Origin of the sequence: Alteromonas gracilis (assembly GCF_002993325.1) — a bacterium.
Lineage (GTDB): Bacteria > Pseudomonadota > Gammaproteobacteria > Enterobacterales > Alteromonadaceae > Alteromonas > Alteromonas gracilis.
The window spans coordinates 112,776-131,721 of sequence record NZ_PVNO01000024.1 but is presented as its reverse complement, the minus strand read 5'-3'; the positions used below and the strand labels follow the sequence as shown (position 1 = coordinate 131,721).

Below are 18,946 nucleotides of genomic sequence, written 5' to 3'. Positions count from 1 at the left end.
ATGAAAAAAGTACTGTATTTATCACTCGGGTTGTTTTTTACCCTTCTAGGCATTGTTGGAGCATTCTTACCGGTAATGCCAACCACGGTATTTTTGATAGGTGCGCTTTTTTGTTTTACGAAATCCTCACCGCGCCTCGAAAACTGGTTAATTCAGCATCCCAAATACGGCCCAGGTCTTGTTGCATGGCGAAAGCATGGTGCAATATCGAAAAAGGTAAAATGCATTGCCTGCTGTAGTATGCTTTTAAGCTTTATTTTTGTTTGCCTGTTTGCATCTATGCCCATTCCTGCCTACATAGGTATTGGTGTGTTTATGGGAGTAGGCGCGTACTTTGTGGTTACACGCCCCAGTCTTCCCGCTATTTAGTTTCTTCAAGCGCATTCAGTTACGCTTATTTTGAGAAGTCTTTGCCTTATTTGAAGGCATAAGCTTTTTGATACACTCAAAACGTCTAGCGATTTCTACCAAGTCGTTCGTGACTACTTACCCATTCATCGGCCACCACAGCAGAACCCAAAGATAAATCGCCGCACAATACGGTCGCAGCAACAATTTCAGCAAACTTATTTACGCTGCCTCTTTCGGTGCAGCCAAGCACACTTAAACATTCGTTTTGGGTTGCCAGGCCCGTACCACCGCCATACGTGGCAACGATTAACGACGGAATAGTGACCGAAAAGTAATAGTCGCCGTTTGGCGTTATTTCAGCGTAGGTAAAGCCCGCTGACGACTCAGCCACATTGGCAACGTCTTGCCCACAAGCGATAAACATGGCGGTAATACCGTTAGCGAAATGCGCACCATTGTTAACGCTACCTGCCATCAGTGCGCCCATATTTGAATATTGGCGCTGTTTAAACAATGCCTCAGGCGGGCAGTGCATTATTTCTGTCATCAGTTTTTTTGGCAGCGTAACTTCAGCCACCACCCGTTTTCCTCGGGTGCGCAAGGAATTAAGGTGAGAATGTTTTTTATCGGTATCAAGGTTTGCGGCCAGTACGAAATGGTCGATAGCGTTTGGATAGTTTGCTTGTATCCACTCGCAACCCGCTTTTGTGGCTTTACTTACCATGTTCTGACCAGCAGCATCGCCGCAGGTAAAGTTGAATCTTAGCCAGCGAAGTTTAGAGGCCGCATACTGCTCAATATCTCTTAATCTTCCCACGCTGGTGGTGCTATCACAGGCTTGTTTAATTGCACTGAAATTTTGCTCTACCCACTTACCAAAGGCTAAAGCCTCTCTGGCATTGCTAAACGCAAACAAAGGTGCTCGCTGCATAGCATCGTCAATAACCGTCGTAGTAATACCGCCTGCTTCCCTTGTTAAACGCATACCTCTGCTGTAGCTAGCTGTTAGCGTACCTTCTGTTGTAGCCATGGGAACGTAAAATTCGCCCTTAGCATGCTCTCCATTTACCAACATTGGGCCTGCAAAGCCAATAGGTACCTGTGCAACGCCGGCAAAGTTTTCTATGTTGCCCGATAAGGTTTCAGGCGGGATTGAATAGTGTCCTAAGTGGTTTAACTGAGTGCCTGTCTCGCGGGCGATAAACTCACGGCGGGTCTGGCTCATGTCATGGGTATAGTCGTTGTCTGAAGAGCGTGGGATTTTAGGCATTAGGCCACTCCTTTTTTATTTCATAATAGGAGCCCTGGTATCAGATGAACACTGTTTACAATTTATACATTAAGATAAATGCAGCCTATGTAAATGAATTAAGCGAAGAAAGGTGTCTAATACACCTTTCTATCACTAATATCTGGAAAAGTTAGGCTCTGCCAACTAACTTTTTCTCGCTATTTTTGCTTCCAATAAAGCGATTTCTTTTTTGCGACCTAAGTCTGCAATAGGTCGATCTGCACGACTTGGAGCGACCTGTGCCTTTTTGGCGAATTTAAGGGCTTCGTCATATTTACCGTTATCGAATAAATACTCTGCGTAGAAATAGTTAGGATCTATTCCGTCAGGGTTTATTTCAAGCGCATGCTTTAGCAATTTTTCAGCTTTTTTGTCGCTACCGAAACTAATAGGCCAGCCCGGAAGCTTATGGTACAGCACGCCTAGACTGGTCATCGCAGAGCCAGAGAGTGCGTTTTCGTCCAATCGCATTGCTTGTTCAAAACTCTTACGCGCATCCTTTGCGTAGTCCAGAGCACCAAGTCCGCCCTTGGCACCGGCTGTACTGGATTGAATTATGCCTTGCCAAATCAATAGTTCAGGGTTGTTGGGTTCTGCCTTAACGAAAGATTTAGCGGTATTAATAAGGGCGACGAATGCTTTTTCCTTTTCTGCATCATCAAGTTCATAGTTAATATGTGCCCACTGATGCTGAAGTGTCTTTAACGGGGTGGTTGCTGTTTCACTTAGGGCTGATGTCGGCGCTGTACTTTCTGTGACCTCGTTAGCTTGAGCCATAGCCGTATGACTTAATGCCAGACCGAGTCCTAGAATTACCGTGGTGCTAAGCGTGGTTAATTTCTTCATAGTAATGTCCTCGTGTTAAATCAGCTTATTACCCAGGCGGGTATCGTTTTGAGCGCTGGTTTGTTTGTCTTGTGATTGCGATTTTTGAAAGGCATAGCGTTTAATTATTGGAAGTTTTTTTGCCAACGCGTTGTCAACAACACTGGGAACTAGCGCGTTAAGTTTGGCAAAAAAGCGTTCAGCACGTCCTAGCGCCACTCTTGGCAAATTGTTTTCTAACTGTTTAATAAATGCTTTTGCTACTGCATCAGGTTCGTCTGTCTGGTTGCCTAATGCGTCGTTTAGCGCAATAGCGCGTTGGTCGTTTATGTCGGTGCGCGTTGCACGTGGCGCTAGATAATGAAATTTGATTTTGCTATCGCTGAATTCTCTGTGCATGGCTTCCGTCCAGCCTTTCAACGCGAATTTAGTTGCGCAGTAGGTTCCGTGCGCAGCAAAACCGATACCTCCAAAAGCAGAGCCTACATTCACAATGTGCGCAGACGGTCTACGTTCTAGTAACGGCAGCAGGCGTTGGGTTAGTAGCATGGGTGCCAGCATATTTGTCGACACAATCGACTCGATAGGGGTGCCCTCAAACTCGCCAACATAGGTAATGCCGGCATTGTTAACCAGAATACTTAAAGGAAGTCGTTGGCAGGCACTTACTACTCTATCTCTGCCTTCATCTGATGTAATGTCAGCCACAACGGCGGTATGATGAAGGGTTAAATTTTGTTGCAGCTGTTCGAGCTTCGCCTTACTTCTGCCAGTTAGGATAATGTGCGCGCCTTTTTCATCAAGCGCCTTGGCTATTGCTTTACCAATACCGCCAGTAGCACCTGTAAGAAGCACCACTTGATTACGCCACTCAATATTCATTGTATTTACCTTAACGTGTTAGCCGTTTACCTCAGGAGATAAGCACCAGAGGTACACCCTTGAATTCAAGCAACCTGTTCCAAGCCGTGTTCGGGTGTTAATTCGCGAAAGATATCTCCGTATAAGCGATAAAACATGTTCGCGCTGTGAATGATCATTTGTTGCTCTTTGGGGTCGGTAATTTTGTTCATAAGCCCTTCAAAGAAAACAATGTGCTCTTGGTCTAGCGCACCGTGAGAGGTAAGGTATTTAAACGCTGATTTAGGCAGTGATAATTTGTCTTTGATTTGTTTTGCAGCGGCGTCGGCAAGCGCAATACTTGTGCCCTCTAAAACGAATACCATGCCGAAGAAATACAGTGGGCTTTTGCGTGCTATTGCATCAAAAGCATAGGCAACCATTAATTCGGTGGCGGGTGCAGGCTGACTATTCCTCGCCTTTTCTTTATCAACGCCACAGGCTGCAAGGTCGTTAAGGATCCACTCCTGGTGACCCATTTCTTCTTCAATGTATTCACCAATTGCTTCTCTTAGCCATTCCTTATCTTCGTTGAGTTTGGCACCTGTAGCCATAAGCAGTGGAACAGTAAACTTAACGTGATGATAGGCCTGTTGAAGAAAGGCAATATAGTCGTTTAGGTTAAAATCACCGTTAAAGCAGCGTTGTATAATCGGCGCCTGTAAGAATGTCTCTCTGGCATGCTCGGTGTTGCTTTGAAGTTGCTGATAGAAATCCATAAATTATTCCTTGATAACAAATTGAGAAGAAGATGGTATTGTGCTTTGAGCGCTGTACAGGTGTTGGTCTTGGCTCTGGTAGAGCTTGTCTAAGTCAGTCGCGTAGCGGGTAATTATTGCGTCACGTTTCAGTTTTCCCGTTGGGGTAAGCAATTGGTTTTCTGGCGTGCAAAGACCGATGGTGGCGAAACTAACAACTTGCGCATAGTCAGGTAACTGCTTATTGATAAGTGCAACGGCGCTTTGAATTTGTGTAGTAGAAATAGTATTGGAAGCGGGTACGAGGAGCGCAACACAGTAGGGTCTAGCTTCGCAATACACTAAAGCTTGCCTAAACAGTCCTGTTCCCAGTAACAATGATTCAATCCACTCCGGCGATACATTTCTACCAAAGCTGTTCACCATTATGTTCTTTATACGCCCACTAAGCGTGAGTGTGTTGTCAGAAAAAAAGCCTAAATCGCCGGTTCTGACCTGGGTCGGATAAAATGAGGAAGGTTGATTCAGATAGCCCAGAAAGTGGTTACCTGTTACTACAATTTCACCCTCTTCGATGTGCAGTTGATTATGACCTAGCGTTTTTCCGGCACTGCCCATCGTATTGCAATTGGGCGTGTTCAATGTTGATACTGATACCGCTTCAGATAAGCCATAACCTTCAAATACTGGTAGTCCCTTCGCTTGAGCTTGCGCCAGCAAAGCGGGCGATACATGCGCACCGCCAACAGCAATGAACATTAGTGATGAAGGCGGTGTCCAGCCCTGGTTACATGCCTGTACTAGCACCATGAGCAAGTCGGGAACCAAGATAACAGACGTTGGTTGAACGCGGTCTATCAGTGACAGCAGTGCATTTGGGTTGACGAGTTTGCTCCCTTGAAATCCGCGCTCAGATGCTGTGGCTAAATAAACCGTGCCGCCGTGGTATAGAGGGGCGTAAACGCCGGCAATATTCTCAAGTAGGGTAGACAATGGCAGTAAACACAGGTGGTTCACTATTTCTGGTTGAACAGCACGCTCAATAGAATGGGCAACCTTCCATTGCGATTCAGTTGACAGGCACACGCCTTTCGGTGAACCCGTAGAGCCCGAAGTAAAGGTTATTTTGTTAGTACCTAAAGGCATACATACACGAGCGTCATGTTTGAGCGGATGAGCGACAATGTCGTTTTCGCTATCAATAACTGTCGGAGACTCACTCCATTCACTTAGTTCGCCACCGCTATTGGTCAACAAAAAGTGACACTGGCTCTCATCCAATACATGTTCTTGTTGGGAAGCGCTAAAAAATAGTGGAACGGGAACACAGCAGACATCAACCTGTTGGCAGGCTAAATCAGCAATCACCCATGCAAAACTATTGTCAAAGGCAATGCCTATCCTCTCGGCTTTGTGGTGAGTTATCCAGCTTGCGAGGTTCTCGACGGCGCTGAAAAGGGCGCGGTAAGTCATTGAACTGTCATTGCACTTCAGCGCAATATCATCATCGTGCCCATTTATATACTGATTAAGCAACATACGCCGTTTCCTTCTTGGTGCACATACTTTGCGGCAACGCATCCACATTTTCGGAAATAAGCTCAATTGCTCTTTGGTAATGAGCATTTAGTTCAGGGCATCCAATGATGTGTTGGGTTACGTGATTTAGCGACAAGGCAGTAACCTGAGGCGCGGTATCATAGTAGGTACCCCAGTCATCGCTATTTCCTTTAAGTTTTGATACATCAGCTCTAACAAGGGGGAGGAGCTGAATACCCGCGCCCAAGAGTAAAGCGGTGAGTTGTGAAGTCGCACTGAAAACCAGGTATTTGCTACCACATCGTTTTAAAACGAAGAACAGGGCAAATAATAAGGGGAGGGTATAGCGCGATGCACTGCTAAAAAGGTTACCAACTTCAGCAATATGCGCTCTGTTTACGGTTATCCCTTGTAAGGTGAGGGCAGTTTCTACCGAAGTGTTAAGGTATTGCTCTATAAAAAGAGAATTATACTCACCATCATATGCGGCAAATCTTGCGCCTGCGGCGGCTTTAACTCCATCAGCTTCAATAGCAAACAGCATAGGCATAAAAGAAGTCACTCGTGCGTTGTAGCGAGCTTTAAAACCACTTGCTATAAACGCTTCAATGCGGCGACGGGCATTATGTCCATGTTTTGCCGCGATAAAGGTTATAGCGGGCTTTTCCTTTGAGACAATCGCAGATTGCTTACCAGCAACCTGAACTGGAACAGAAGCTAAAACGTAACTCATAAACATGCTCATTGGTTTTGCGATGTTATAAGTATTAACGCGAGACCTTAAGAGAACCTTAAGTGTGAAAAATTTTTATAAAGGTTGAAGTTAAGAACGCCCAAGCCGTTTAATTGCTTGAGCCTTTATAGCTGTTAAAAACTGGGCCGTTAGTCGGTAAATCACAGGTAGCGTTCGCAGCACTGGCAGGAAGCAATAACCATTCGTCACGGTGGGCTATGCCCAGTGAAGTTGCTTGTGACAAGTCTACACATTGAAACTTGTAGTCACTTGGAACTAACAAAAAGCGTTGACGTATTGGGGGGCTAATCCGCTGGCCTGAAGCTTTTGTTAGCCCGAGCGAAGGCTCGGAAGTATCAGTTAGCCAAGCCCACGCTGTACCGTTTTCTAGCTCTTTAGGGGTATGGTAACCAAAATGAGTCATTTGAAAGGGTGAAAAAAGCAAATACTGTTCTTTAAAGCTGACTATCCCTACCTCGAAGGCAGTTGAATCCTTCGTCAACATATTACCTATTTGGCTTTCTGCATTTTGAAGGACTATACGGGGAGTACGGTAGTCGTTTAGCAGCCATGCACCGAATGTGTAAGGAATTACAGTTAAAATGAAAAGCCATGCCAGTAATTGGCGGGCGAGTAATTCTCCATCCCCTGCGTTGCGCTTTTTATTGTAAACATTGTAGACAATATGAGTACAAAGCCCAGCGAAACCGAGTACAAGTAATACTATGCTTAAAAGAACGAGGGTTTCGCTGTCGCTGTCAAAGCGCGTAATCAACTTACTGGCGATGGGTTCGTGAAACAGCAGTGCTAAGCCAGCAATCAATAAAGCGCCAGAGATTAACGAAGTCACTGCGCGCGCAAACAGCGCTAATCCTCTTGATACAGTTGAATTTGCAAGTACCAGGCCTGCAACCATACTCAACGCAGGCAGTGCCGGTAGAACATAAACACCACGTTTACCTGGGCTGATACTAAAGAAAATGACAACCAATATTACCCATATCAACAAGGATGAGTAAGCGTGGTTGTGAGTAAGTGCATCTTTTAACGACTTAGCTTTTGATACAAGTATGGCAATTGGAGTTATCCAAAATACAGGAATAACTTCAACAATATAGTAATACCAGGGCTCTATGTGGTGCCAGGCATTGGCATATCGCTCAGCCGTTTGTTTAAACAAAATGTTCGACAAGTATTGTTGTATTTGAGGCTCTTGTTTTATCAAACCAAGATAAAGCAGAGGTGCAAGCCACATCGCCACAACTGATAGCATGACTAAGGGGCCAAACAACACGCGCAATGACCACTTGCCGCGATGTGAGCTGCTGGTAAATGCGAAAAACGCAATGGGAATAAACAAAAGAATAGGTAAAAAGCCAACGCCTTTAGTTATGATCCCAAGCCCCATAAAGAACCATGCTGCAAAGTACCACCGCCAATTAACACGCACATAAAAGTGCTGAATGAGTCCGTAGACGCCAATCCAGATAAAGCAGGCGACAAGGGCATCTATTTGAGCAAATTTGGCTTGAATAAGAAACTGAGGGCTCAGTAGAAGTACGAGCATACTCAACATAGCCGCTTTTTCACTGGCAAGTCTTAGCGATAGCTTGTAGGTTAACCCCAAAGTGACAAGGCTTGCGATAGCGTTAGGCAGGAGCATAGCCACCTTCAGGCTACCCGTTATAAGGTAAAAGAAGGCAATACACCACATAAACACAGGGGGCTTGTCTGGATAAATTTCGCCACCGCGCATGGGCACAAGCCACTGTCCGCTGTTCACCATCTCTTTTGCGACCAATGCGAATCGAGGCTCATCGGGGGGCCAAGCATCTCTGAAACCCAGACCAACAAATATCAGAGCACAGGCAAAAAAGAACAGGGTAGATGCATGGCTATTTGAGTTAAGCACAAGCCTCACGACGGCTCACTCCTACGAGAAATGCCTGATAAGGATAGAAGTAGAAGAAGGCTAATGATTAAGCCACCAATTTGTAAAGGCTGTTCAAGGGAACTGACAAATCGAGAACCGCTTCCAAGCAAGGTAAACAAAAAAGTTTGAGGCGCAAAGCCGATTGCACTTGCAACAATAAACGGGACAAACGGAATGCTTAGCACACCTGCGACGGCGTTTGTGATTAAGTTTGAGCCTACAGGGAATAAACGAACAATTAACACATTGCGAAAACTTCGCTTGGCCAGTTTGTTTTCAACTGGTTTTAACTTTGAACCTAAAAGACGGACAGCGAGTGAGCGCAGAGGGCCATTTGCTAATGCGTAGGCGATACATGCAGACAATACCGTTAGCAACAAGGCAATTAATCCTCCCTGCCATGCGCCAAAGCCCACTCCGCAAAAAAAACTGACAGCCTGACGGGGAAAACCCATAGTTAAAAGCACAACACAGCCACTTAAAATCACACTTAGCGACTGCCAATTTAAATTTGAAATATAGGCATTCAACCAATCTGTATCATCACCGTGCTTCCATACTTCACCAGTGACCTCAAGCGACACATAGCAGATAAGCGCGATGCTTGCTGCCCCGATGAAAAACTGTATGAAGCTTTTGAGGCGGCGAAGATTAGTCTTCATGACCCATTCCGCTGACAATGTGATTAAGCTTGTTTCTGTACATTAGCCATCTGACGCCAAGCATATCGATGATCCCTGCCCAGCCACGATTCCACGCTGTATAATTTGATTTACCTTCTAAGCGCGCGCGATGATTGACCGATACACATACCACTTCTCCCCCAAGCCTTTTAGTTAAAGCGGGAATATATCGGTGCATATGGTCGAAGTAAGGCAAAAGTAAAAAGGTGCTTCTTGGGAGTAGCTTCAAGCCACAGCCCGTGTCTGGTGTGTCGTCTTGTAGGATCCACTGGCGAACACGATTGGCAACTTTAGACTGAAATCGCTTCCACGGGGTATCTTTTCGCTTTTTACGATGTCCGATAACGCAGAAGTGCGCTGCATTAGTCTCTTTAGCTGCGCGAATAAGTCGCGGTATATCAGCAGGATCGTTTTGCCCATCAGCATCAAGGGTGATGATCCACTTTCCTTTTGCCTGTAAAACGCCGTGAAAAACCGAAGTGCTTTGACCGCAGCTGATAGGGTGGACGATGACACGACAACTTACCGGCAAGGTGCTTGAAAGGTTATGCAGCAAGGATAGGGAGTCGTCGCTGCTACCGTCATCAACAACAATAATTTCTGTTGTTGTACTTGGAACCACTTCTGCAATTTCTCGTAACAAAGCAGAAAGGTTTTTGGCTTCATTTTTAGCAGGTAAAACAACACTGACGTCAAACTGGTGCATAAGAATATTTGGTAAATCATCGAATGACGTGCACTTTAAATGTTGAACCTTAAGGAAAGCTTAAGTTAGACGCTAAAGTAAAAACTTGCATTAAAATTCGTATTCCAACGACATGCGAAGTGTGTGATCTTTACTGTCACCGTTTAGTCCAGCTATAAAGCCCAGTTCCCATTTTAACTGCTTCTGTCTGTCATAACGCTTTATACCCATAAAGGCTGGGCCTACGCCAATAAAATCCTCAGCAACATAAACTTCAACGCCGGGCTGTATTTCAGGAAGCCAGCGGTATCTAAACTTGGCTTTAAATTCGCTTTCCCATTCGTTAGCAACCGTTTCGCCCCATTCATAAACGACGCTTATGTTGGTAGTAAGGCTAAATTGGCCAAACTCTTTTTCAGTAAGCAGGCCTGCCTTTACTTCCCAGTCATCAGTATTATGTTGTTTTTCAAGCTCAAACAATGTGCCCCAGTCAGCCCAATACTGTCCCTGTTCGGTCATCATCCAACGTAATTCTAATTCGTAACCCTCTACGCCAAAATCTTCATTCTCATCACGCGCCCCTACCACATAGGCCTCTAAAATTAAAAATTCAGAAAGTGCATGGCCGAACGAAAATCGTTGCATTAGCACATTTCCATCGTCGTTTTGTCTTGATGTCAGGCGCCATTCGAATTCTCGCTCAAACGGCAGAACGTAAGGATGATATACCTTATCGACGGTAAAGTTATCTGCGCGTGCCTGACCGGCAAACAGTAACAAAAACGTGATTAAGGAGAAAAAAGCACGTTTTAACATGCGGCCTCCATGAGAGGGGTAGACCTTTGTCTTGTACACAAAAAGGTGATGAGATTAGGGACAATCAAAGCAATCAAAAAGACAACGATATAACTTATAGAGGGCGTGGCTTCATAGCCAACAAGCGCGTTAAGTAAGTGCCCGTACTCGCTGTTATCGCTCACAATGTCGCTGCTATCCCAAAGTTTGTTTGGCGAGGGAAACGTATCGGTTTGTTCCAATAATAAAGCGATATTGGCTGCCTGCGCTGCAACAAAAACAGAAATAAAGCACTGCGTTACTTTTAAATTAACAAAATGAGTGAGAAAAATATTAAGCAAGATGGCAATACTGATGCTTATACCAAGCCCAATAGTGGTGCCCAGTAATAGCAAGGTGCTATCGCTGTTTCTCGTCAGTTCAGAGATGAAGTAAACTAAAAAGTGCAGCGAATTTGGTAATCCAATACCCAATACTAGCAGCGAGACTCCAATGCTAAGCAATGATGAATTCGATGTGCCGTATGACGCGAGAAAGCACATGCCAATCCAAGCAACAAAAAATAATAACGTCTTGAAAAGTTCAAATCCTGCGCCTTCATAAAATTCTGACACCAAGCCCAGCTTTGGATAGGTCAATAATGCGATAAATACAAGTGCAAACAAACGCCATAAGATATTGACCGCGGAAACGCGAGGTAGGGCTAGCAGTACGCTGATAAGTAAGAAAATAGGTAGCGTATCACGCAGAAAAAGCACAACAGTATTAATGAGCATATTGATTGTCCTCTGCGCTTTTCACTACTACCTTACCCACTGCAGTGTTTGGATGAAATTCTCCGAAGAATGGGTATTCTCCTGGTGTGAGCGGTCCGATAAATATGGTGCCTCTGCTATTTGCAAATATCACCTTCTCTCTGTTTAAGGAGAAGCTATCGATTTCCTCTGGTGTACTATCAAAGTTGATAAAAGTAAGTTTTACCTTTTGCCCAGCTGGAACAGTGACTTCTTGGGGATAAAATAAATGTGATTTAATTTCAACTACAACCTCAGGTAGCGCCCAGGCACTTGGTATGTGGCAGGCAAAAAAGCCAAAGACAAAGGCAAGGGATGACTTAAAGTACGTAGTCATTTGAAAAATTCACCCTTACTTCTAAACCGCCCAGCGAACTTTCGTGCAGTGTCAGTTCTGCATTATGTAAAGCAACAACTTGCGCAACAATTGCGAGACCTAGTCCACTCCCCGTAGTGGGTTTACTCGTAGACCCCCTTTGAAACCGTTTTATAACCTCAGGTCGTTGATCAGCAGGAATGCCCGGGCCCGAATCGCATACACTTAATGAGACACCACTGTGATGACATTCTACTTTAATTAAAATTTGCGCCTTTTTAGGCGAATAGTTACTCGCATTACTTACCAAATTCTGAAGCAGCGTATACAGCATAAACTGCGAGCTTTGAAGCCAAACCTCATCCCCTTCCAGCGCAATTTCCTGTGCTTTATTTTCTATTTTTCCATAAAGGTCACTAATAACCTCTTGAGCAACATGGTGCACATTAACAGGCTCTCGTTGCTCAACAAAGGTCTCTGGGCTTGTTCTAGTTAACAAGAGAAATTGGTTTACTGCATGGATCATTCTGTCAGTATCAGCCTTAAGTGTTTTAAGTGCTTCACCCTTTTCGCCCAGTTCATTTGCGATATTGTGAATATTGATTTTCATAACACTTAAAGGCGTTCTAAGTTCGTGCGCCGCATTAGAAGCGAACTGTTGTTCACGCTCAAATGCAGCGTTAAGGCGATTGAACATAGTATTCAATGTAGAAACCACAGGTGTAAGTTCACTTGGTTCTCTTTGCAGTGCAATGAGAGAAAAATCGTTGCCTTTTCGCTTTGCTAGCAATCTAGATAAATGTTTTAAAGGTGACAAACCCCATGTTATGCCAAAAAACAAAATAAGAGCGAGCAAAGGTACACTCAATATAAAAGGAGTGATGGCCGCTACGGTGAGCGAGTCGGTAAGCATAAATCGGTTGCTTACCGGCTGAGCGACCATATACCAAGTGGCAGGTTGTTCCTGGTACTTAGCAAACACACGCCAACGAGTACCCAACGCGTTGACTTCAGAAAAACCGGGTGTGAAGGCGGCTATGGGGGTAGTGAGTTCAGCCGAAGAGGTACTTATTAGTTCGCCTCTCTTCCAGATCTGAAACAACAGTGCATGTTCCTCTTCCTCACTATTACTATCAAAATAAGCAATGGCGCGGGAGAGCTCAATCAATTCGTCGTCTAAAAGTGCACTAGAGATATCTAGAGTCGCGCGATAACCATGAAGGGCTGCGCTAAAAATCACCAGCACGAGGGCACTGATCAATGTAAGAATTAGAAAACGGCGAATAGACGACAACTCATTCCCCCGATTTAGATATACAGTAGCCCACGCCGCGAATGGTTTTGATAAAATTATCAGGCATTTTTTTTCGCAAATGACTCACATGAACCTCTATCGTGTTACTTGCTACTTCTTCGCCCCATTCATAAAGTTTGTTTTCAAGCTGATTTTTGCTCAATACGCGACCGGCATTTTCTATGAGCGCTTTAAGTACCATAAGCTCACGTCTTGGTAAGTGTATGGTCTTATTGTCGATTGTCAGCGTGTGGTGTGCGGTATCAAGACTCACATTTTTAATCGTAATGATTGTTTGGGAAGCCGTACCTAGGCGGCGTTCAAGTACGCGTAACCTGGCGAGTAATTCATCAATTTCAAATGGTTTTGGTAAATAATCATCAGCACCTGCGTCTAACCCAGATATTTTGTCGGATACTTTATCTCGTGCAGTTAGAATTAATACCGGGAGTGTCGCATTCTTTTTACGTATCGATTTAAGTACATTCAAACCATCTGTATCGGGTAAGCCTAAATCAAGAACAACGATGTCGGTTTGTCCGATACTAAGGGTTGTCATTGCGTCTGCACCTGTATAAACGCAGTCAACAGCATAGTTTGCATTTTTAAGAGACAAGGCTAGCGCATCAGACAAAGGCCTATCATCCTCAACCAATAATATTCGCATTCAGATACTCGACGATATGTAATCAGTAAAAGTGTATACCAGAAAGCTTAAGAAAACCTTAAGAACTATACTGTGAGGGCAGTCAAGTTACTGTTTTAATGAAGGTTGCGAAGGCTTACTTACTAGCTACCTTTCTTGCTTCGCGTTTTACGAACGCCAAAGGCTAACCATGTGGTGCCCGTATGAGCAATGGACATCGAAAAACAGTCGCAGTGTTGTAAAGTCATCAAATAAAATCTTAAAAACGACCTTGGTGTTTATTTTCGCAATTCAATAAGTTCTTTTCTTAGTGCCTCAATTGCTAGCTGTGGGTGTTTGTCCCAGCGGGCGTAGTTAATGCGATAAGGAATGTTGGGATTATCAAGATAGTGAATTTTACGTGTGCCACTATCGACGAGCTTTCCTGCCTCTTCGTGGAAGTCAAAGTAATTAAAAATGTTATTAAGTTCACCGTTTTCCAATATTCGAATAAGACCTATCTTCAACCTGTTGGCAAGCGCCTGGTTATTTGGGCTTACAAAAAAATATTCATAGTTGGGATAATTGAGTAGGTGATATTGCTCTAAGGAAACATGCTTATCAGAATGGCGGGACAAATCACGATGTACTTCAATAACGTTGCGGGGAAAGGCGTCAACAAGATTCTTCTCCACGAGAGAATACATAGAATTAAACCACAAACTCCAATCCTCACCTTCAACGTTGTAACCATTCGAACTCAGTACAGTTAAATCAGGCCAATCCGAACCCTGTACTAGTGTCCGAGTTTTCAGTGTTGAACTATCAATGGAATAGTTAAAACTATCTTGTTTATCTGGGTTTATGACGAACACGCGGAAACCTGCAAAACCTTTAAGTAATGGAAGTCTGATAGGAATAAGTTGTTTTTCTCTAACTTGACTGGTTGCGCTCCACATGACGTCAGCTTCGCCATTGATAAGTGACACCAGCTGGCGGCTTTGACTCATGGGTTGGGGATGTGGAACTAAGGTTGTGGATCCCAGATCTGGGGTTGCATTAAGTGCGGCTTGCAAAACTGCGACGTGATAGTTGCCGTATTCGTTGTCTGCAAATGCGCGTGTGAAAACAATACTCTGGTGATTTTCTTCTTTGGCCACTGCGTCGTAGCAAAGAAAAAATAAAGCAAATGCACTAAGACACGCCGCTGATGAGATTTTCATTTGTTTTTGTTTTGTGATCAAAAATTCAACAGATAAAAAATATCGCATATTTGGCGCATTGTCATTTGTTTTATGTCTAAATATTATTCATTTATTTTGCATTAGGGGTTCGCATTTATGTCAATTCCTGTATAATTCGCGCCCTGCCCAGTTACGCCCACCTTTGGGAAGGTGGAAGAATCAGCCGGCTCGAAGGGGTCTTTGTGTTGATTTTAAGGTGATTTCTGGTGTTCAGAAATCAGTAACGACGATATTATTCGGGTGAATTTGAAAATGAAAACTTTTGTTGCTAAGCCAGAAACGGTACAACGTGACTGGTATGTGGTAGACGCCACAGACAAAACTCTAGGCCGTTTGGCTTCTGAAATCGCACTACGCCTTCGTGGTAAGCACAAGCCAGAGTACACACCTCACGTGGACACTGGTGATTACATCATCGTAATCAATGCTGAAAAAGTTGCGGTAACAGGCCGTAAAGCGCAAGACAAAATGTACTATGCGCACTCTGGTTACCCAGGTGGTCTTAAAGAGACAAACTTTGAAAAACTAATTGCTCACAAGCCAGAAATGGTTCTTGAAAAAGCAGTTAAAGGCATGTTGCCAAAAGGCCCTCTAGGTCGCGCAATGTTCCGTAAAATGAAAGTTTACGCTGGTGCAGAACACTCTCACGCAGCACAGCAACCACAAGTTTTGGACATTTAAGGAGCTATTAACATGGCAGATACTCAATACTACGGCACAGGCCGCCGCAAAAGTTCTACTGCTCGTGTGTTCCTACGTCCAGGCACAGGTAGCATTAAAGTAAACCAACGCGCTCTTGACGAGTACTTTGGTCGTGAAACAGAGTGCATGGTTGTTCGTCAGCCACTTGAACTTGTTGAAATGACTGAAAAGTTTGACGTTTACGTCACTGTAAAAGGTGGTGGTTCTAACGGTCAAGCGGGCGCAATCCGTCACGGTCTTACTCGTGCTCTTATGGAGTATGATGAAGCGCTACGTCCAGCTCTTCGTAAAGCTGGCTTCGTTACTCGTGACGCACGTCGCGTTGAACGTAAGAAAGTTGGTCTTCACAAAGCGCGTAAGCGTCCTCAATTCTCAAAGCGTTAATTTTTACGCTTTTTGTATTGCAAAAACCCGGCTTATGCCGGGTTTTTTATTTTTGCATTCACAAGTGATTTTATAACAAAGGTTTAATTTCTACGCCTTATCCCATCAAATATACCTCAAAACCTTGATTTTAGAGGTTTACCTCGCTAAACCTTATCATACCTTTTGAATTAAATTATCGCTTAAATAGCAGTAAAACCTTGTGTTTATAAGGGCTTTTCTTTTATCATTTGCGGTCGAAAATTTTGAAAACTTTCGTGACTTCGTGAACTAGCAAAATTTTGCTGTAGCGTCGCTATCATGACAAGCCATATGATGCATGACTCAAGCGTGACAAAACCAGTATAAGCTTGGGTTACACATCATAATTATCCAAACCTGGAGAAATGTGGATGAGCAATGTATCTGTAGATGCAACAGAGTCTGCACACAATGAAAACCAGCCAGAAAACAACACTCGTCGTCGGTTCTTGACCGTTGCCACGTCGGTAGTTGGTGGTGTAGGTGTCGTTGGTGCTGCTGTGCCTTTTATTGCGTCCTGGAATCCAAGCGCCAAAGCGAAAGCCGCTGGTGCTGACGTTGAAGTAGATATCAGCGGGATTGAGCCTGGACAGTTAGTACGTGTAATGTGGCGAAGCAAGCCAGTATGGATTGTTCGTCGCACGCCAGAAATTCTTGAAGAATTAGGCGCACACGAAGATAAGCTGAAAGATCCTAACTCTGAAGCTGAGCAGCAACCAACTTTTGCTCAAAATCGTTTCCGTTCAATGAAAGAAGAATATTTGATCCTTGTCGGTATTTGTACGCACTTAGGTTGCTCTCCACAGCACCTTAAAGATGGCGCGTTTGAAGAATACGTTGAAGGTGTACCTGATGGTTTCTTCTGCCCATGCCACGGTTCTAAGTTTGATATGGCGGGACGTGTATTCCAAAACGTACCGGCACCTTTAAACCTAGTAGTGCCGCCTTATCAGTTCGTTGATGATACAAATATCATCATTGGTTCAGAAGCGGAGGCTTAATTATTATGAACGCTTTTCTAGGTTGGATTGAAGACCGCATCCCATTGATGCGCGTTGCAAACATGCACGCTATTCAATACCCAGCGCCAAAGAACATGAACTTTTGGTATGTGTTCGGATTCCTAGCTACTATCGTTTTGGTAAACCAAATTGTTACTGGTATTTGGTTAACCATGAATTTCGTTCCTTCTTCAGAGGGCGCTTTCGCTTCTGTTGAATACATCATGCGTGAAATCGACTACGGTTGGATTATCCGCTACATGCATAGTACTGGCGCATCGGCATTCTTTATTGTTGTATATATGCACATGTTCCGTGGCATGATTTACGGTTCTTATCAGAAGCCTCGTGAACTTCTATGGGTGTTCGGTATGTTTATCTACCTAGCGCTTATGGCTGAAGCATTCATGGGCTATGTACTACCATGGGGACAAATGTCTTATTGGGGTGCGCAGGTAATCGTATCGTTATTCGGCGCAATTCCTGTAGTAGGTCCTGACCTTGTTGTGTGGTTACAGGGCGACTATGTTATTTCTGGCGCTACACTTAACCGTTTCTTTGCACTTCACGTAATTGCATTGCCTTTGGTTATTGTTATTCTTGTGTTTCTTCACATTATTGCACTTCACGAAGTGGGTTCTAATAACCCAGACGGTGTTGCTATTAAACACAAGAAAGGTTCTCTCCCTGAGTCTGAAAAGACAAAATACGAAATCCACGAATACTACACCAGCAAGTATGACATTGCTGATGATGTTTTACCGTTCTTCCCACACATTGTCCTTAAAGACCTTGTGGCGTTCTGTGTGTTCCTAGCACTATTTACTTATGTGCTGTTCTTCGCGCCAGAAATGGGCGGTAAGTTCCTAGAACACCCTAACTTTGAAATTGCTAACCCGCTTAAGACACCTGAGCATATCTTCCCAGTGTGGTACTTCACGCCGTTCTACGCAATTTTGAAAGCGGTACCTGACAAGTTGTTCGGTGTACTAGCAATGTTTGGTGCGATTGCTGCGCTGTTTGCGCTACCTTGGGTTGACCGCGGTCGCGTTAAGTCATGGCGCTATCGCTGTGGGCTACACAAAGTAAACCTAATTGTGTTTGCTATAGTGTTTATCTTCCTGGGTTATCTAGGTGGTACGCCACAAGAAAACTGGAAAATTGTAGCGTCGCAGATTGCGACCATCATGTACTTCGGTTTCTTCATTGCACTGTTCTTGTACAGCAAAAACGAAAACACTAAACCTGTGCCAGAGAGGATTCCTAAATGAAAAAAATGATGTGCTTTTTAGCCTTCTTCCTACCTGGCGTAGCGCTTGCGGCAGGTGGAAACGTGCACTTAGACAAGGCGCCTATCGATTTAACCGATAAGGCATCTTTACAGCGCGGTGCTCAATTGTTCATGAACTACTGCTTGGGCTGTCACTCTATGAAGTATCAGCGCTATCAGCGTTCATTCCAAGACTTGGGTATTCCTGATGAACTTGGTCAAGAGTATCTTCAGTTTACGGGTGAAAAGGTGTCTGACTACATCACTCGTGCGATGCCTGAAGAGGCGGCTGCAGGTTGGTTTGGTGCTGCGCCACCAGATCTTACGCTAGTTGCTCGCGTTCGTGGTGAAGACTGGATTTACACCTACCTTCGCTCTTTTTATGTAGATGAGAGCCGCCCGTTTGGTGTGAACAACACAGTATTTCCTGAAGTTGGTATGCCACACGTACTTCAACCACTTCAAGGTACGCCTACCCGTACTTACGAAGAGCAAATGGTTGATGGTGAAATGGTTAAGCGTTATGTAGGCATCAAGTCAGATGGTACTGGCGCAATGTCTCCTGACGAATACGACCAAGCCGTTGCCGATATCGTGAACTTCCTTGAGTACACGGGTGAGCCTTCAAAACTTGAATCTCAAAAAATCGGTAAGTGGGTACTTATCTTTATCGCAGTATTGTTTGTATTTGTTTACTTGCTGAAGAAAGAATACTGGCGAGAAGTGCACTAATCGCACAGATTTATGTATAATATGAAAAGGGGGCGTCTCGCCCCCTTTTTTGGTATTTACTCGTGCTACCTGAAGGTCCTTATTCTAAGAGTTTTCAGGTAGCACGAGTTATCGTAATAAGCTTACCGTT

Annotated in this window: 21 protein-coding genes; 6 read left to right on the top strand and 15 right to left on the bottom strand. The window is 44.2% G+C overall.

Going from position 1 to position 18,946, the window contains the following annotated elements; all coding sequences use genetic code 11:
• Positions 1 to 369, top strand: coding sequence for a YbaN family protein (locus tag C6Y39_RS07680; protein ID WP_105930695.1), 369 nt, complete (start codon positions 1 to 3; stop codon positions 367 to 369).
• An 85-nt stretch (positions 370 to 454) separates the two neighbouring features.
• Here the strand turns inward: C6Y39_RS07680 and C6Y39_RS07675 are convergent, their stop codons facing one another.
• The 15 genes from C6Y39_RS07675 to C6Y39_RS07605 form a co-directional block, all read right to left on the bottom strand.
• Entirely contained in the window at positions 455 to 1,621 is a 1,167-nt protein-coding gene (locus C6Y39_RS07675) for a hydroxymethylglutaryl-CoA reductase (RefSeq protein WP_105930694.1), read from the bottom strand.
• A 165-nt stretch (positions 1,622 to 1,786) separates the two neighbouring features.
• A complete protein-coding gene (locus tag C6Y39_RS07670; RefSeq protein ID WP_105930693.1) occupies positions 1,787 to 2,488 on the bottom strand; it encodes a tetratricopeptide repeat protein in 702 nt (233 codons plus the stop codon).
• A 15-nt stretch (positions 2,489 to 2,503) separates the two neighbouring features.
• The gene (locus tag C6Y39_RS07665) at positions 2,504 to 3,349 is read right to left on the bottom strand and encodes an SDR family oxidoreductase (RefSeq protein WP_105930692.1); all 846 of its coding nucleotides are present in this window, start codon (positions 3,347 to 3,349) and stop codon (positions 2,504 to 2,506) included.
• A 65-nt stretch (positions 3,350 to 3,414) separates the two neighbouring features.
• On the bottom strand, positions 3,415 to 4,086 hold the full coding sequence (locus tag C6Y39_RS07660) for an iron-containing redox enzyme family protein (RefSeq protein ID WP_105930691.1): 672 nt from the start codon (positions 4,084 to 4,086) through the stop codon (positions 3,415 to 3,417).
• Between the two features lie 3 nt (positions 4,087 to 4,089).
• Positions 4,090 to 5,604: an AMP-binding protein gene (locus C6Y39_RS07655; RefSeq protein ID WP_105930690.1), complete on the bottom strand. Its 1,515-nt coding sequence runs from the start codon at positions 5,602 to 5,604 to the stop codon at positions 4,090 to 4,092.
• The gene (locus tag C6Y39_RS07650; protein WP_105930848.1) at positions 5,594 to 6,337 is read right to left on the bottom strand and encodes a thermostable hemolysin; all 744 of its coding nucleotides are present in this window, start codon (positions 6,335 to 6,337) and stop codon (positions 5,594 to 5,596) included. Before C6Y39_RS07650 ends, C6Y39_RS07655 begins: the two co-directional genes overlap by 11 nt.
• A gap of 109 nt (positions 6,338 to 6,446) precedes the next feature.
• Positions 6,447 to 8,258 (bottom strand): ArnT family glycosyltransferase, encoded by a 1,812-nt coding sequence (locus tag C6Y39_RS07645; RefSeq protein ID WP_105930689.1) that lies wholly within the window; start codon positions 8,256 to 8,258, stop codon positions 6,447 to 6,449.
• Positions 8,255 to 8,932 carry a TVP38/TMEM64 family protein gene (locus tag C6Y39_RS07640; RefSeq protein WP_105930688.1) on the bottom strand — a complete coding sequence of 226 codons (678 nt, stop codon included), beginning with the start codon at positions 8,930 to 8,932 and terminating at the stop codon, positions 8,255 to 8,257. Before C6Y39_RS07640 ends, C6Y39_RS07645 begins: the two co-directional genes overlap by 4 nt.
• Positions 8,922 to 9,659, bottom strand: a complete 738-nt coding sequence (locus tag C6Y39_RS07635) for a glycosyltransferase family 2 protein (protein WP_105930687.1) — start codon at positions 9,657 to 9,659, stop codon at positions 8,922 to 8,924. Before C6Y39_RS07635 ends, C6Y39_RS07640 begins: the two co-directional genes overlap by 11 nt.
• A gap of 90 nt (positions 9,660 to 9,749) precedes the next feature.
• A complete protein-coding gene (locus C6Y39_RS07630; protein WP_167390635.1) occupies positions 9,750 to 10,454 on the bottom strand; it encodes a hypothetical protein in 705 nt (234 codons plus the stop codon).
• On the bottom strand, positions 10,448 to 11,209 hold the full coding sequence (locus C6Y39_RS07625) for an FTR1 family iron permease (protein ID WP_105930686.1): 762 nt from the start codon (positions 11,207 to 11,209) through the stop codon (positions 10,448 to 10,450). The genes C6Y39_RS07630 and C6Y39_RS07625 overlap by 7 nt, the downstream gene beginning before the upstream one ends.
• Complete coding sequence (locus C6Y39_RS07620) at positions 11,199 to 11,564, bottom strand: cupredoxin domain-containing protein (RefSeq protein ID WP_105930685.1); 366 nt, start codon at positions 11,562 to 11,564, stop codon at positions 11,199 to 11,201. Before C6Y39_RS07620 ends, C6Y39_RS07625 begins: the two co-directional genes overlap by 11 nt.
• Positions 11,548 to 12,837: a sensor histidine kinase gene (locus C6Y39_RS07615; protein ID WP_105930684.1), complete on the bottom strand. Its 1,290-nt coding sequence runs from the start codon at positions 12,835 to 12,837 to the stop codon at positions 11,548 to 11,550. Before C6Y39_RS07615 ends, C6Y39_RS07620 begins: the two co-directional genes overlap by 17 nt.
• 1 nt (position 12,838) lies before the next feature.
• Positions 12,839 to 13,504 (bottom strand): response regulator, encoded by a 666-nt coding sequence (locus C6Y39_RS07610; protein ID WP_105930683.1) that lies wholly within the window; start codon positions 13,502 to 13,504, stop codon positions 12,839 to 12,841.
• Between the two features lie 257 nt (positions 13,505 to 13,761).
• A complete protein-coding gene (locus C6Y39_RS07605) occupies positions 13,762 to 14,685 on the bottom strand; it encodes a transporter substrate-binding domain-containing protein (RefSeq protein ID WP_240618837.1) in 924 nt (307 codons plus the stop codon).
• A gap of 273 nt (positions 14,686 to 14,958) precedes the next feature.
• Here C6Y39_RS07605 and rplM point away from each other — a divergent pair, with 273 nt between their 5' ends.
• The 5 genes from rplM (at position 14,959) to C6Y39_RS07580 (ending at position 18,816) form a co-directional block, all read left to right on the top strand.
• A complete protein-coding gene (gene rplM / locus C6Y39_RS07600) occupies positions 14,959 to 15,387 on the top strand; it encodes a 50S ribosomal protein L13 (protein WP_012517329.1) in 429 nt (142 codons plus the stop codon).
• A 12-nt stretch (positions 15,388 to 15,399) separates the two neighbouring features.
• Positions 15,400 to 15,792, top strand: a complete 393-nt coding sequence (gene rpsI, locus C6Y39_RS07595; protein WP_025256473.1) for a 30S ribosomal protein S9 — start codon at positions 15,400 to 15,402, stop codon at positions 15,790 to 15,792.
• Between the two features lie 392 nt (positions 15,793 to 16,184).
• On the top strand, positions 16,185 to 16,814 hold the full coding sequence (gene petA / locus C6Y39_RS07590) for a ubiquinol-cytochrome c reductase iron-sulfur subunit (RefSeq protein ID WP_105930682.1): 630 nt from the start codon (positions 16,185 to 16,187) through the stop codon (positions 16,812 to 16,814).
• A 5-nt stretch (positions 16,815 to 16,819) separates the two neighbouring features.
• Complete coding sequence (locus C6Y39_RS07585) at positions 16,820 to 18,085, top strand: cytochrome b (RefSeq protein ID WP_105930681.1); 1,266 nt, start codon at positions 16,820 to 16,822, stop codon at positions 18,083 to 18,085.
• Positions 18,082 to 18,816, top strand: a complete 735-nt coding sequence (locus C6Y39_RS07580; RefSeq protein ID WP_105930680.1) for a cytochrome c1 — start codon at positions 18,082 to 18,084, stop codon at positions 18,814 to 18,816. The genes C6Y39_RS07585 and C6Y39_RS07580 overlap by 4 nt, the downstream gene beginning before the upstream one ends.
• Positions 18,817 to 18,946 lie beyond the last annotated feature (130 nt).

Coding starts and splice junctions, on each gene's coding strand:
- C6Y39_RS07605 (WP_240618837.1), bottom strand. CDS start 14,685: ATGAAAATCTCATCAGCGGCGTGTCTTAGTGCATTTGCTTTATTTTTT.
- C6Y39_RS07650 (WP_105930848.1), bottom strand. CDS start 6,337: ATGAGTTACGTTTTAGCTTCTGTTCCAGTTCAGGTTGCTGGTAAGCAA.
- C6Y39_RS07620 (WP_105930685.1), bottom strand. CDS start 11,564: ATGACTACGTACTTTAAGTCATCCCTTGCCTTTGTCTTTGGCTTTTTT.
- C6Y39_RS07625 (WP_105930686.1), bottom strand. CDS start 11,209: ATGCTCATTAATACTGTTGTGCTTTTTCTGCGTGATACGCTACCTATT.
- C6Y39_RS07660 (WP_105930691.1), bottom strand. CDS start 4,086: ATGGATTTCTATCAGCAACTTCAAAGCAACACCGAGCATGCCAGAGAG.
- rpsI (WP_025256473.1), top strand. CDS start 15,400: ATGGCAGATACTCAATACTACGGCACAGGCCGCCGCAAAAGTTCTACT.
- C6Y39_RS07580 (WP_105930680.1), top strand. CDS start 18,082: ATGAAAAAAATGATGTGCTTTTTAGCCTTCTTCCTACCTGGCGTAGCG.
- C6Y39_RS07585 (WP_105930681.1), top strand. CDS start 16,820: ATGAACGCTTTTCTAGGTTGGATTGAAGACCGCATCCCATTGATGCGC.
- C6Y39_RS07675 (WP_105930694.1), bottom strand. CDS start 1,621: ATGCCTAAAATCCCACGCTCTTCAGACAACGACTATACCCATGACATG.
- C6Y39_RS07630 (WP_167390635.1), bottom strand. CDS start 10,454: ATGTTAAAACGTGCTTTTTTCTCCTTAATCACGTTTTTGTTACTGTTT.
- C6Y39_RS07665 (WP_105930692.1), bottom strand. CDS start 3,349: ATGAATATTGAGTGGCGTAATCAAGTGGTGCTTCTTACAGGTGCTACT.
- C6Y39_RS07640 (WP_105930688.1), bottom strand. CDS start 8,932: ATGAAGACTAATCTTCGCCGCCTCAAAAGCTTCATACAGTTTTTCATC.
- C6Y39_RS07610 (WP_105930683.1), bottom strand. CDS start 13,504: ATGCGAATATTATTGGTTGAGGATGATAGGCCTTTGTCTGATGCGCTA.
- C6Y39_RS07635 (WP_105930687.1), bottom strand. CDS start 9,659: ATGCACCAGTTTGACGTCAGTGTTGTTTTACCTGCTAAAAATGAAGCC.
- rplM (WP_012517329.1), top strand. CDS start 14,959: ATGAAAACTTTTGTTGCTAAGCCAGAAACGGTACAACGTGACTGGTAT.
- C6Y39_RS07680 (WP_105930695.1), top strand. CDS start 1: ATGAAAAAAGTACTGTATTTATCACTCGGGTTGTTTTTTACCCTTCTA.
- petA (WP_105930682.1), top strand. CDS start 16,185: ATGAGCAATGTATCTGTAGATGCAACAGAGTCTGCACACAATGAAAAC.
- C6Y39_RS07670 (WP_105930693.1), bottom strand. CDS start 2,488: ATGAAGAAATTAACCACGCTTAGCACCACGGTAATTCTAGGACTCGGT.
- C6Y39_RS07655 (WP_105930690.1), bottom strand. CDS start 5,604: ATGTTGCTTAATCAGTATATAAATGGGCACGATGATGATATTGCGCTG.